Below are 12,468 nucleotides of genomic sequence, written 5' to 3'. Positions count from 1 at the left end.
AGCACGCCCCGACCAGGTGCTGCAACGGGGCGCACGACGCCGTCGGTGACGGCGCCGGAGTCGTCGGGCTCGGCCGGGCGCTCGTCGGGGTCGACGATGTGGGCCGCGGAGCCGGCGCGGGCGAGGTGGCCGGCCGGGGTGCCGGCGCAGACGTCCGGGTGGACGAGGATTTCGCCGGCCGCGGTGCTGTGGGCGCCGGCGTCGGCGACGCCTTCTTCGGCTCGTTCGCGGTCGGCCCGCCCGGGTTCGCCGGCGGGATGTAGCCCGTGTCGATGACCTTGGGCAGCGCACCCTTGGTGATGCCGACGGGCAGCCCGCTGATCGGCACACCGCGCCGGTAGGCGTCGGCCAGGGCGAGCACCTGGGCCAGGTACTGGTCGGAGTGGTTGTAGGTGAGCACGGCCGCCACCTGACCGGCGTGGGTGCGCAGATCGCCGCCGGCGGCGCAGAGATAACGGGCGGTCCCGAGCGCGGCGTCGTTGATGTTGAAGATGTCGGCCTTCCCGTCGCCGTTCGCGTCCGCCCCGTACGAGGCCCAGGTCGACGGGATGAACTGCATCGGCCCGAGCGCGTGGGCGTAGACGGCGTCGCCGTCGAGGGCCTTGCCGTTGCCCGGCGCCGGGATGTAGTCCCAGTGCTTGCCGTCGAGAGCGGGGCCGATGATGCGTGGCGTCGAGGTGCCGTCGGTGTGCAGCACGGCCCCGGCGAAGCGGCCGTGGTCGGACTCCTCGCGGCCGATACCCGCCAGCAGGGTCCAGTCGATGCCACAGCCGGGCTGGACACCGGCCATGCGCGCGGCCGCGACCCGGTAGGCGTTGAGCGCGGTCTTCGGGATGCCGTTGGCGGCGAGACCGCTGATGACCGCCGTGGTCACCGGGGCCTGCCTCATGGCCAGGGCCGGCCCGCGGGGCAGCACCCGGTTCACCGCAGGAGCGGGCGGGGCGAGCGTCGCCGGGGCGGGCACGATCTGGAGGGGCGCGAACGACTGGGACGGGGTCGCGGCCGCGGGTGCGGGGGCGGCGGTGTCGGCCCCGGCGAGCGGGGTGGCGATGGCCGCGAGCGCGAAGAGCACAACGCCGGCCCCGATGGACACGATGGACGCGATGGATCCGGTGCGCGCGTGGTCGTGCGCCTGCAGCCGGGCCCGGGCCCGCGCGCGAACGAGACGCGACGGCCGGCCGGTGCGCTCGGCGAGCGGCACCGGCGACGGGCGCGGGCGGCGAGCAGGCGTCATCGCAAGAACTCTCAGGTGGTGGGTCGGCCACCGGTTACAACGAGGGTCAGGACAGCGGGTGACGGGCGCGTCGTGCCCGCCCCACTCCTATCGGCCGGTTCCCACCGTTCCCCAGCACTTACGCGCTGAGATCGCTCTCCCGCGCCCGCATCGCCCGCTGGATGTCGGCCCGGCCCTCGCTGACCAGCCGGCGCAGCGCCGAGGGCACCGCGTCACCGGCGAGGAACCCGTCGGCCGCCGCCACCGTCTCGGGGGAGATGGTCGACGTCCAGGTCGGGAACAGGCCGATGACGACGTTCTGGGCGAGCTCGCTCGTCCGGCGCTCCCACACCTCGCCGATGGAGGCGAAGTAGCGGGCGACGAACGGCTTCAGCAGCTCGCCCTGCGTCGGGTGGGCGAAGCCGCCGATCACGGCCTCCTGCATCGCGTTCGGCAGCGAGTCGTCCTCGACGGCGAGCCGCCAGGCCTCTTCCTTCGCCTCGACGGTCGGCTGCAGCGCCCGGGCCGAGGCGGCGTGCCGCTGCCCGGCGGCCGACGGGTCGCGCTCGAGCTCGGCGTCGATCTCGTCGCGACCGATGGCGCCGAGGGCCGACAGCGTCATCACGATCGACCAGCGCAGCTCGTCGTCGACGGCCAGGCCGGGGAGCTCGGTGGTGCCGTCGAGGAGCTCGCGAAGGTAGGCGATCTGCTCGTCGGTGCGGGTCGCGCCCAGCAGCGCGTGGGCCCAGGCGAGCTGGTGGTCCGAGCCGGGCGCGGCCGACTCGAGGGCGGACCGCGCGGCGTCGGCCAGGGCGGCGTACCCCTGCGGGGCCCACGCCGGGTCGGCGTAGATCTCCAGCGCGCGCAGCGCCTGGCGGGTGAGCGACTGCATGACGCCGATGTCGGTCTCGTGCTCGGCGCCGGCCACCACGAGCGCCACGTAGTCGCGGGTCGGCAGCTCGCCGTCGCGCGTCATGTCCCACGCCGCTGACCAGCACAGGGCGCGGGCGAGCGGGGAGGCCAGCTTGGCGATGCCGCCGGCCCGCAGGGTGGCCAGGCTGACGTCGTCGAGACGCTGCTTGCAGTAGGTGAGGTCGTCGTCGTTCACGAGCACTAGCGCGGGACGGGTCGCGCCGATCAGCTCGGTGACCGCGGTGCGCTCGCCGGTGACGTCGAGCTCGACCCGCTTCGTGCGGACGAGCCGGCCGTCGCGCTCCTCGTACAGGCCGACGGCGAGACGGTGCGGGCGCACCGTGTTCGACGTCGCGACCGTCGTCGGGGCGGACTGCACGATGTCGAACGAGCTGAAGGCCCCCGCGGCGTCCACGGCGAAGTCGGCCCGCAGCGTGCTGATGCCCGAGGTCTCCAGCCACAGCTTCGACCACTCGCCGAGGTCGCGGCCGGAGGCCTTCTCGAGCGCGCTGAGCAGGTCGGCCAGTGTGGTGTTGCCGTAGGCGTGCTCGGTGAAGTAGGCCCGCAGCCCGGCCAGGAACGACTCGACGCCGACATAGGCGCCGAGCTGCTTCAGCACGCTCGCGCCCTTGGCGTAGGTGATGCCGTCGAAGTTCACCTCGGCCGTCTGCACGTCGGGCGCGTCGGTGGCGATCGGGTGGGTCGAGGGGAGCTGGTCCTGGCGGTAGGCCCAGGTCTTCTCCGCGTTGGCGAAGGTGGCCCACGCGTCGGTGAACCGGGTGGCGTTGGTCTGGCACAGCACCGAGGCGTAGGTCGCGAAGGACTCGTTGAGCCACAGGTCGTCCCACCAGCGCATGGTCACGAGGTCGCCGAACCACATGTGCGCCATCTCGTGCAGCAGGGTCTCGGCCCGGCGCTCGTAGCGGGCGTCGGTGACCTTGCTGCGGAACACGTAGTCCTCGCGGAAGGTGACGCAGCCGGCGTTCTCCATGGCCCCTGCGTTGAACTCGGGGACGAAGAGCTGGTCGTACTTGCCGAACGGGTACCGGACGCCGAAGTTCGCGTGGTACCAGTCGAAGCCCTGGCGGGTGAGCTCGAACAGATTGTCCGAATCGAGGTGTTTGGCCAGCGTGCGGCGGCAGTACAGCCCGAGGTCGATGCCGTCGTGGTGGTCGGTGACCACGTGGTACGGCCCGGCGACCAGGGCGGTGATGTACGGGCTGATCCGCACCGTCGTCGCGAAATGCACCGTCTTGCCGGCCGCGAGCTCCTCGACGCGCTCGATCGCGCCGTTGGAGGACAGCTCCCAGTGCTCGGGCGCGGTGACGTGGAAGGTGAAGGTGGCCTTCAGGTCGGGCTGGTCGAAGCAGGCGAACATGCGCTTCGCGTCGGCCGTCTCGAACTGGGAGTAGAGGTAGGTCTCGCCGTCGAGCGGGTCGACGAAGCGGTGCAGGCCCTCGCCGGTGTTCGTGTAGAGGAGGTCGGCGTCGACGACGAGGGTGTTGTTGTCGGCCAGGCCGGCGAGCGCGATGCCGTTCTCGGGGCGGTAGTCCGCCACGTCGACGTCGACGCCGTTCAGGACGACCGAGTGGAAGCGATCGGCGATCACGTCGATGAAGGTCTCCGCGCCCTCCCGGGCGGTGAAGCGGACGGTCGTCGTCGAGCGGAACGTGCGGTCCGAGGGCTTTCCGCCGCCGTCCGTCAGGTCGAGGACGACGTCGTAGCTGTCGACGACGAGCAGGGCGGCGCGCGCGCTCGCGTCTTCACGGGTGAGGTTCGGGACGGCCACGGGTGGGTCACTCCTTGTGGGAGTCGTAGGAATTCGTCGGGCAGGCGGCGATCGGATCCACGATCGGCGTGATTGCGATGAGTCTTTCATGCGCGGGCCAGCGGGGTTTGCCACGGTTATCGTTGGGTCATGCGCGAAGGTGACGAGGTGCCCGACTTCCGGCTGCTCGACCAGGACGGTGCAGAGCGGTCCCTCAGCGGGCTGCTCGCCGACGGCCCGGTCGTGCTGTTCTTCTACCCGGCCGCGATGACCACCGGGTGCACGAAGGAAGCCTGCCACTTCCGCGATGTCGGCGCCGAGTACAAGGCCGCCGGGGTCCAGCGCGTCGGGATCAGCCGCGACACCGTGGCCAAGCAGAAGCAGTTCGCCGAGCAGCACTCGTTCGACTATCCGCTGCTCTCCGACGCCGAGGGCACCGTCGCCGGCATCTTCGGCGTGAAGCGGGGCAAGTTCGGCGAGAAGCTCGGGGCGCCGGTAAAGCGCTGGACCTTCGCCATCGGCCAGGACCGCAAGGTGGTCAAGGCCGTCCACAGCGAGATGAACATGACCATGCACGCGGACGAGGCGCTCGCCGCACTTCGCTAGCACCCAGCTCGCAAGGGGCTACAGTAGTTGACGTGACTACAACCTCTGAGCGTCCGGTCGTCGACTTCTACTTCGATCCGCTGTGCCCCTTCGCGTGGGTGACGTCGCGGTGGATCCTCGAGGTCGAGAAGCAGCGCGACATGGACCTGACCTTCCGGGTCATGTCCTTGTCGGTCCTGAACGCCAACAAGGAAGGCCTTCCGGACAACTACCGCGAAATGTTGCAGCGCGGGTGGGGTCCGGTCCGGGTCTGCATCGCGGCCGAGCAGGAGCACGGCACCGAGGTGCTTCGGGACCTGTACACCGCCCTGGGTACCCGCCGGCACGACCAGCAGCGCGAGTTCGACCGCGCGCTCATCGTCGAGGCGCTCGCCGAGGTCGGGCTGCCGGAGTCGCTGGCCGACGCCGCCGAGTCGACCGACTACGACGAGCAGCTGCGCAAGTCGCACCACCAGGGCATGGATCCGGTGGGCGACGAGGTCGGCACCCCGACCCTGCACATCGACGGTGTCGCGTTCTTCGGGCCGGTGCTCACCCGGATCCCCCGTGGCGACGAGGCCGTGCGCATGTGGGACGGCGCCCGCCTGCTGGCCTCGTACCCGTACTTCTTCGAGCTCAAGCGCACCCGTACCGAGAGCCCGCAGTTCGACTGATCGGTCAGCCGCCGGTCGGCTGCGGCGCGTTCTGCTCCAGGTCGTACCGCACGGAGTCCTCGAGGGTCGGCGCCGTCAGCCCGAAGGTCGCCGTCGCCCGGCCGGAGTCGAGGACGAACGGCTTGCGGAACTGGTGCTGCGTCTCGCGCAGCTCCTTGATGAACGGGCTGAACAGCCCGGCCACCCAGACGGCGGCGTAGGGCAGGGCCGTCAGCTTCGGGGTCGCGCCGAGCTGGTCGGCGGCGAGCTGCGTGATGCGGCGCAGGGTGGTGGGCTCGGCGCTGGGCACGTGCCAGGCGCGACCCCAGGCCCGCTCGTCGGCGGTGCCGACGGCCAGCAGCTTCGCCACGGTCCGCACATCGGTGAACGTGTGCGGCGCGTCGAGGTCGGCCGGGACCATCGCCCGCTTGCCCTTGCGCAGGGCCGGCGCGATGACGAGTGACAGCAGCGAGTTGCCGCCCAGGTAGTCACTGCCGCGCACCTCGAACGTGCGGATGCGGCCGGCTTCGTGCGCGGCGAGCGCGTCGTGCCACATCGCGTTGCGCACCCGACCCTTGGGGCCGGTCGCGGCCAGGGGCGTGTCCTCGGTCATCGGGGCGTCGACCGGGCCGTAGCCGTAGAGGTTGGCCGTCGTGGCCAGCACGGCGCCGCTCGACTCGGCCGCGGTGATGAGGGCGGCCGAGATGGCCGGCCACTCCTCGGCCCAGCGGTGGTACGGCGGATTGACGCAGTTGTGGATCGCGACCGCGCCGTGTGCGAGCTCGCCGAGCCGGGCGCCGTCGGCCGCATCGGCCTTGACCCGCTCGGTGCCCTCGATGCCGGAGCCACTGCGGGTGACCACCCTTACGTCGTGGCCGGTGTCGAGCAGTTCGCGGGCGAGGGCCGATCCGACCGGTCCGGCGCCGACGATGACGTGCAGTCCCATGATGTCTCCTCGTTCGGGATGGTGTCGCCGTGCGGCGATACAGAGAGCATTGCTCTCGGTTCGGGCAATTGTCAAGAGCAGTGCTCTCTGTTCGGAGCAGTGCTCTCGTTTTAGTGCAGTGCTCTCGGTTTAGTGGCACACTGCCGTCATGGCCCAGCGACTGACGACCTCGCCCCGCGCCCAGGCCCGGGCGGACATGATCGAGCGCATCAAGGACACCGCGCGCGAGCACCTCGCCGCCGACGGGCCGAACCTCTCCCTGCGGGCCGTCGCTCGCGACCTCGGCGTGGTGTCCTCGGCGGTGTACCGCTACTTCGCCAGCCGCGACGACCTGCTCACCGCGCTCATCCTCGACGGCTACGCCGCGATGGGCGAGGCGATCGAGACGGCCGAGGGCGAGGTGTCCCGGCGCACCGACCTGCTGGGTCGCTGGCTCGCGGTGGGCTGGAGTGCCCGCGACTGGTCGCTCGACCACCAGCCCGAGTACGCGCTGCTCTACGGCAGCCCGGTGCCCGGGTACGCCGCCCCCGAGGCGACGATCGAGCAGGCGCAGCGTCCGGTCACGGTCGCGATGCGCATCCTGGCCGACGGCGTGGCGGCCGGCACGCTGGAGGTGCCGGCGGATCGCCTGCCGCGGGCGGTCCGGGCCGACCTCGTGCGCATCGCCGGCTTCCCGGGCTTCGAAGGCGTGCCGCCCACCCTCCTCGCCCGCGCGATGTCGGTCTGGGCCCAGCTGTTCGGCAGCATCAGCTTCGAGCTGTTCGGCCGGCTGAAGAACGGCGTCACCGACTTCGACGCCTACTTCGAGCACCAGCTCCGCGTCATGGCCCGCCACCTCGGCCTGACGTGACGCGGATCGGTAGCGTCACCGAGATGCGCCTGTTCCACATCATCGCGCCCGACGCCTGGGCCGACGCCGTCGCGAAGGGCGAGTACCGGCCGTCCTCACTCGACACCGAGGGCTTCGTGCACTTCTCCTTCGCCGGTCAGGTCGCGGCCACGGCCAACCTGCGGTACGGCGACGAGGCCGACCTGGTGGTCGTCGAGGTAGATCCGGGCGCGGTCGCGGCCGAGCTCCGGGTCGAGGACAGCTACGGCAGCGGAACCGAGTTCCCGCACCTCTACGGGGCGATCCCGACGGCGGCGGCGCGGGCGGTCGTGCCGCTGACCCGTGACGCGCACGGGGACTGGACGTTCACTCCGGGCGCTGCATCCGCCGCTGCATCGCCGGATCGCTGAGCCACCAGGGTGTGTCCCGCTCGGTCTCGCTGACGTCGGTCGGCTCCGCTTCGGACTCGGGCCGGGCCCCACGCCGAGCCGCCCGCTCGGCCTCGAGCACGGCGTCCACCTGCGCCGCGTCCCGCGCGTCGGCCCGCAGCCAGCGCCGGTAGACGAGGAACAGGAACGGCAGGTCGATGAGCTCGGCCACGCACCACAGGATCGCCCCGGCGACCCGCTGGTCGTGGATCGCGGCCGGCGTCCAGTCGTGGATCGACCGGACGTCGAACCACGACGTCGCCAGGTTGTTCTTCAGACGGAGCACGACGCCGGGAAGTGCGTCGAGGACGAGCTCGAACGACCCGATCGCGAGGGAGAATCCGACCGCGAGCGAGCTCGCCTCCTCGTCCAGGCCGACGAGGGGCAGCACCATGAGGGCGCCGACGACGAGCAGCACCAGGTGCAGCAGCCAGCCCGCCGGGGCCGACGAGATCGCCCAGCGCGGCAGCGGCCCGAAGAACAGCACGCCGGACAGCAGCGGCACCAACGCCGGCCCGACCAGGGGGTTCGACACGATGCGCACCGCACGGGTGCGCAGCACCGCCTCGAGTCGGCTGTGCGGCCCGGCGACCGCCCGGGCCAGCTGTACCGGTCGGCCCCAGAGCACGATGATCGGCACGGCCAGCCAGAGCACGAGCGTCTGCGCCGTCCACACCCAGTACAGCGAGCGCGAGTAGACCTGGAAGAAGCCGCAGGTCGTCCAGATCATCGCGGCGAGGCCGAGGCCGAAGACGATCATCCGGCCCCGAGGCCACGGGCGGCCGAGCCGGCGCACGCCGCGGGCGTAGCTCACCGCGAGGAGCAGGGCGACGACGATCGCCACCGGTTGCGGCGTCCACTGCGAGAACACCGCAGCGGGCGACGGCCGGTCGAGAGCGAGGGTCACGCCTCCATGGTCCCAGGTGGGTGGTCGGGCCCGCGGGTGCACGAGCGGGATGTGACGCTGCCATGATTCGTCCCATGCGCGTCTACCTGGGCAGTGACCACGCCGGCTTCGAACTCAAGGCCCGGCTGATCGAGCACCTGACCGAGCAGGGTCACGAGGCCGTCGACTGCGGGGCCCACGTCTTCGACGCCGAGGACGACTACCCGCCGCCGTGCATCACCGCCGCCGCGCGCACGGTCGCCGATCCCGGCAGCCTCGGGATCGTCATCGGCGGGTCGGGCAACGGCGAGCAGATCGCCGCCAACAAGGTCACCGGCGTTCGCGCCGCGCTCGTCTGGAGCGACGACACCGCCCGACTGGCCCGCGAGCACAACGACGCGAACGTCATCAGCATCGGCGCCCGCAACCACCCCGAGGCCGATGCGCTGCGCTTCGTCGACCTGTTCCTCGCGACCCCGTTCTCCGAGGGGGAGCGGCACAAGCGCCGCATCGCGCTGCTGGCCGAGTACGAGGCCACCGGCGCGATCGCCGGGCACGAGACGAGCTGAGCGAGCTCAGCTCTTGCGGTCGTCCGGGCGCCAGTTGCGCCGGACGATGACGACCTCGCGCTCGGCGGTTTCGAGGTCCTCCTCGGTCGGGCGGTTCACGTCGCGGCCGCGCAGCGCCCCGCTCACCCCGAGCTGCGACGCCCCGGCGCCGACGAGGTCGCGCAGCCCGCGCTCGCCCTGATCGCGGGGCGGTGGCCGCCGGCGCCGGGGCGGTTCGACGCGCGGTGCCGTCGCCGCTGGGCGCTCCCGGTTCGGCGCCGCCTCGGCCGGCGGAGCCGCGGACGGTGGGGCGGTCACTGGCGGTTGGGACGCGGACGGTGGGCCCGCGGACGGTGGGGCGCCCGGGGGCGGCCCCTGCCCGGACGTGGCCCGACGGCGTCGCCGCCTCCGCGCGGTCGCGTCCTCGCTCATGCCCCGATCCTGCCCCATGCTGGCTCGTCCGGCCCTGAGCCCGACCCGCCCTCCGCGCGGTGAGTGGCGAGGTGATGCGTCGAATGGCGAGCAACAACGCGCCACTCGATCGAGAAATCGCCACTCAACGGCTCGGGGGCGCGTCCTACGACAGTGCGAGCAGTTCGATGAAGGTGCGGGCCGCCTGTCCGCCGTCCTCGAGGGCGATGGCGAGCGCGCGCGGGACGTCGAGGTCGTCGAGCAGGGCTGCCGGTACCGCAGCCGCGCCGGGCTGGGCCTCGAGCCTTGCGGCCGCGGCGTAGAGCTGCTCGAGGGTCGCCTCGGCGAGGTCGAGCTCGGCCGGCGAGTACTCCCACGGCTGGGCCCACGGGCGGTTGAGGCACATCAGCCGGATGGCGCCGGGGGAGTGCTCGCGCAGCAGATCCTCGGCGAGCACGAGGTTGCCGGTGGACTTGGCCATCTTCTCGCCGTTCACCGACACCAGCCCGGCCCGCAGCCAGCCGCGCGCAAAGGGTGCGACGCCGGTGGCCGCCTCGGCGAGTGCGGCCTCGCAGGCGTGGTGCGGGTAGGCGAGGTCGGCGCCGCCGCAGTGCAGGTCGACGCTCGCGCCGAACAGCGCCAGCACCATGGCCGCGCATTCGGCGTGCCAGCCGGGACGCCCCTCGCCCCACGGGCTCGGCCAGCTCACCTCGTCGTCGGGGGTCGCCGCCTGCCAGACGGTGATGTCGAGCGGATCGTCCTTGTCGGGGTCGCCCGGGTTGTCGTGGAACTCCGCGGCCCGCTGCAGCGCGGTCTCGCGGTCCAGGCCGGTCGTCGCGTACGCGTGCGAGGTGCGGGCGTAGACCGTGCCGTTGCGCTCGTAGGCGGCGTCGCGGTCGAGCAGGGCGGCGGCGAGCTGCACGACGTGGCCGATGTGCTGCGCCGCGCTCGGCGAGAGGTCGGGCTGGCGTACCTGCAGCGTCGCCATCGTCCCCTCGAAGGCGGCGCGCTGCAGGGTGGCGAGCATGGTGTGCGACTCGCCGCGCCGGCGGGCCTCGGCGTAGAGGACGTCGTCGACGTCGGTGACGTTGCGGGCGACGGTGACCGTGTGCCCGTGCCAGCGCAGCACGCGCTCGGCGGCATCGGCCCAGATGTAGGTCGCGGCGTGCCCGAGATGCGTGACGTCGTAGGGCGTGATGCCGCAGACGTACATGCGCACGTGGCCGACCATCGGCAGCGTCGTGGTGCCGAGACGAAGGCGCATCGGCGGGCCGGTGAGGCGGGACGGGTTCACATCCTGCATCCTGCCAGCAGGTATCGTGACGCTCGGAAACAGGCGCGAGCCTGCTCCATGCGGGCGTAGCTCAATGGTAGAGCCTCAGTCTTCCAAACTGATTACGCGAGTTCGATTCTCGTCGCCCGCTCCAGCTCTGCCCCAGCAGCTGTTGGTTCCGTTGCGTCGAGGGTGATCTCGGAAGCTTGACCAACCAGCCGCTGGTCCGAGAAGAGTCCGCGGAAGTCGGGCCGATTCGTGCCCGCAGAGATCCACGGTCATGGTCGCGCTGGCGTGTCCGAGCACGATCAGCACAACTTTGACGTCGGCCCCATGCGATCGCCTAGGGTCGGAGATCGGGATTGCGGACTTCGCGATTCAGGGTTTGATGCTGGGTGGCGCCGGCAGACGACTGAGATCACCGGCCGATCCATCGGCGCCGCGATTGGGGGGCGGTCGTGACGGTCGATGCGCGGGATCGGCCGGTGACGCGTCTGTTGCTGGCCCATCAGACCGCGCAACCGGATGCGTTCGTGGAGACTCTTGCCGCGGCGGTCGCCGGTATCGGCGGACGCGATGTGGTGCTGTTGCTGATCGACTATGCGCACGTCGCGTTGACGCCGCACCCTGATGTCCTGATGCACGGCAGCGAGCCGGAAGTCGCTTCGCTCGACGGGTCGATGGCCGGACGGGCCTTCACGTCCTCAACGACGCTCGCTGCTGAGCGTGATGACGGATGGCACGTGTGGGTGCCCGTCTCCGAGCAGTCGAACCGGCTCGGCGTGCTGGCCATGACGCTGTCGCGCTGGGATGACGAGATCGAGTTTCTCGTCACCGAGCTCGGTCTGGCTGCCGCTCCGTTGCTGCTGGCCAGCGCGCAGTACACGGATCTGCCGCACCTGCTGCGCCGCCGTCACGACATGGACCTGGCCGCCGAGATGCAGTGGTCGCTGCTGCCCCCGCTGTCCTTCGCCGCGGCCGGGGCGACCATCGCGGGATTGCTCGAACCCGCGTACGAGGTCGGCGGCGACTGTTTCGACTACGCGTTCAATGCCGGGCGGCTCGACTTCGCTGTCCTGGACACGGTCGGGCACGGGCTGAGCAGCGCGGTGCTCGCCGCTCTTCTGGTCGGGGCGTACCGCCACGGGCGGCGGGCAGGCGACGACTTCGCTCAGCTCGCTTCGCGGATCGACGCCGCGGCGCGTACCTTTCCCGGCCGGCCGGCCTTCGCGACCGCGGTGCTCGGCCGGCTCGACACCGCGCACGGTCTGTTGACCTGGATGACCTGCGGTCATCCCCTGCCGATCATCGTGCGCGACGGCTCGATCTTGTCCGAACCGTGCGTGCGACCCGGTCTCCCGTTGGGGATCGGCGCGCTCGGCTCGGTTGTCGGGGACATCGTCGAGACGCGCCTCCAGCCGGGCGACGGAGTCCTCCTCTACACCGACGGCGTCACCGACTCGGCCATGCCGGATGGCACTCCCTTCGGCGAACAGCGGCTGCGGGACCTCTTCGCCCGAGAACACACGGCGGGCGCCTCCCCGCACGAGGTCGTCCGACGCCTCATCCGGACCGCCATCGAACACTCCGCCACGAGCCTCCGGGACGACGCGACCATGGTCTACCTGCGCTGGGACGGGTGACGCCGATGAGTGCGGCGCCGAGGCGTTCCTGATCGCGGTCGTTTCCGGGTCGGGCGAACTCGAAGATCGCTTCCCTCGCCACGATCGTGTCAGGCGCCGCGCAGGTGGATCGGGCGATCGCCGAACTGATGCTGGTGGCGGCCCGAGCGACTCGCGGGCCGGAAGAAGGTCAACCGCTCGACCTCACGGGCGGGGCCCCGGCCCGTCGGTTCCGTGGTAGCCAATCGCGGCTCGGGTGTACGACCTCCGATGTACGACCGCTGAGGATGGACTGTCCCGAGGTCGGGACTACTCACACCGGCTGGGTACGGTCATCGTTCGACCCTCCCGCGCACCCCAACGAGAGCAGGCCGCCCCCATGATTCACCACCTG

General features: G+C 71.5%; 12 protein-coding genes and 1 tRNA gene. 7 read left to right on the top strand and 6 right to left on the bottom strand.

The features are described from left to right. Nucleotides 1-1,234: lytic transglycosylase domain-containing protein (locus VGN18_RS18470; protein WP_327541192.1), on the bottom strand; the 1,234-nt coding region annotated here is incomplete at its 3' end. Between the two features lie 118 nt (nt 1,235-1,352). After that, nucleotides 1,353-3,914, bottom strand: coding sequence for an aminopeptidase N (gene pepN, locus VGN18_RS18465; protein WP_327541191.1), 2,562 nt, complete (start codon nt 3,912-3,914; stop codon nt 1,353-1,355). A 129-nt stretch (nt 3,915-4,043) separates the two neighbouring features. Here pepN and VGN18_RS18460 point away from each other — a divergent pair, with 129 nt between their 5' ends. Beyond that, on the top strand, nt 4,044-4,499 hold the full coding sequence (locus VGN18_RS18460) for a peroxiredoxin (RefSeq protein ID WP_327541190.1): 456 nt from the start codon (nt 4,044-4,046) through the stop codon (nt 4,497-4,499). 32 nt (nt 4,500-4,531) lie between these two features. Then, on the top strand, nt 4,532-5,152 hold the full coding sequence (locus VGN18_RS18455; RefSeq protein WP_327541189.1) for a DsbA family protein: 621 nt from the start codon (nt 4,532-4,534) through the stop codon (nt 5,150-5,152). 4 nt (nt 5,153-5,156) lie between these two features. Here the strand turns inward: VGN18_RS18455 and VGN18_RS18450 are convergent, their stop codons facing one another. Further along, nucleotides 5,157-6,077, bottom strand: a complete 921-nt coding sequence (locus VGN18_RS18450; protein WP_327541188.1) for an NAD-dependent epimerase/dehydratase family protein — start codon at nt 6,075-6,077, stop codon at nt 5,157-5,159. 148 nt (nt 6,078-6,225) lie between these two features. Between VGN18_RS18450 and VGN18_RS18445 the strand changes: the two genes are divergently transcribed. Both VGN18_RS18445 and VGN18_RS18440 read left to right on the top strand, forming a co-directional pair. After that, entirely contained in the window at nt 6,226-6,927 is a 702-nt protein-coding gene (locus VGN18_RS18445; protein ID WP_327541187.1) for a TetR/AcrR family transcriptional regulator, read from the top strand. A 23-nt stretch (nt 6,928-6,950) separates the two neighbouring features. Then, on the top strand, nt 6,951-7,316 hold the full coding sequence (locus VGN18_RS18440) for a DUF952 domain-containing protein (RefSeq protein ID WP_327541186.1): 366 nt from the start codon (nt 6,951-6,953) through the stop codon (nt 7,314-7,316). Here VGN18_RS18440 and VGN18_RS18435 read toward each other — a convergent pair. Continuing rightward, nucleotides 7,273-8,241, bottom strand: a complete 969-nt coding sequence (locus VGN18_RS18435; protein ID WP_327541185.1) for a cytochrome c oxidase assembly protein — start codon at nt 8,239-8,241, stop codon at nt 7,273-7,275. The genes VGN18_RS18440 and VGN18_RS18435 overlap by 44 nt on opposite strands. Nucleotides 8,242-8,315: 74 nt before the next feature. Here VGN18_RS18435 and VGN18_RS18430 point away from each other — a divergent pair, with 74 nt between their 5' ends. Continuing rightward, nucleotides 8,316-8,789 carry a ribose-5-phosphate isomerase gene (locus tag VGN18_RS18430; RefSeq protein WP_327541184.1) on the top strand — a complete coding sequence of 158 codons (474 nt, stop codon included), beginning with the start codon at nt 8,316-8,318 and terminating at the stop codon, nt 8,787-8,789. Between the two features lie 6 nt (nt 8,790-8,795). Here the strand turns inward: VGN18_RS18430 and VGN18_RS18425 are convergent, their stop codons facing one another. Further along, nucleotides 8,796-9,086: a hypothetical protein gene (locus VGN18_RS18425; protein ID WP_327541183.1), complete on the bottom strand. Its 291-nt coding sequence runs from the start codon at nt 9,084-9,086 to the stop codon at nt 8,796-8,798. 259 nt (nt 9,087-9,345) lie between these two features. Then, entirely contained in the window at nt 9,346-10,482 is a 1,137-nt protein-coding gene (locus VGN18_RS18420; RefSeq protein ID WP_414655068.1) for a cysteine--tRNA ligase, read from the bottom strand. A 50-nt stretch (nt 10,483-10,532) separates the two neighbouring features. On the opposite strand from VGN18_RS18420, the gene VGN18_RS18415 reads away from it, so the two are divergent. Both VGN18_RS18415 and VGN18_RS18410 read left to right on the top strand, forming a co-directional pair. Then, nucleotides 10,533-10,606 (top strand) — tRNA-Gly (locus tag VGN18_RS18415). Between the two features lie 304 nt (nt 10,607-10,910). Then, nucleotides 10,911-12,095 (top strand): PP2C family protein-serine/threonine phosphatase, encoded by a 1,185-nt coding sequence (locus VGN18_RS18410; protein WP_327541181.1) that lies wholly within the window; start codon nt 10,911-10,913, stop codon nt 12,093-12,095. The last annotated feature ends 373 nt before the right edge of the window (nt 12,096-12,468 follow it).

This window comes from Jatrophihabitans sp. (assembly GCF_036000465.1).
In the GTDB taxonomy this organism is placed as follows: domain Bacteria; phylum Actinomycetota; class Actinomycetes; order Mycobacteriales; family Jatrophihabitantaceae; genus Jatrophihabitans.
The sequence above is the reverse complement of the archived record's forward strand: the minus strand, read 5'-3'. Positions and strand labels throughout refer to the sequence as shown.

Bases quoted from the DNA above. Each gene is read 5' to 3' on its own strand.
- VGN18_RS18460 (WP_327541190.1), top strand. From the start codon at position 4,044: ATGCGCGAAGGTGACGAGGTGCCCGACTTCCGGCTGCTCGACCAGGAC.
- VGN18_RS18450 (WP_327541188.1), bottom strand. From the start codon at position 6,077: ATGGGACTGCACGTCATCGTCGGCGCCGGACCGGTCGGATCGGCCCTC.
- VGN18_RS18445 (WP_327541187.1), top strand. From the start codon at position 6,226: ATGGCCCAGCGACTGACGACCTCGCCCCGCGCCCAGGCCCGGGCGGAC.
- VGN18_RS18440 (WP_327541186.1), top strand. From the start codon at position 6,951: ATGCGCCTGTTCCACATCATCGCGCCCGACGCCTGGGCCGACGCCGTC.
- VGN18_RS18430 (WP_327541184.1), top strand. From the start codon at position 8,316: ATGCGCGTCTACCTGGGCAGTGACCACGCCGGCTTCGAACTCAAGGCC.
- VGN18_RS18420 (WP_414655068.1), bottom strand. From the start codon at position 10,482: ATGCAGGATGTGAACCCGTCCCGCCTCACCGGCCCGCCGATGCGCCTT.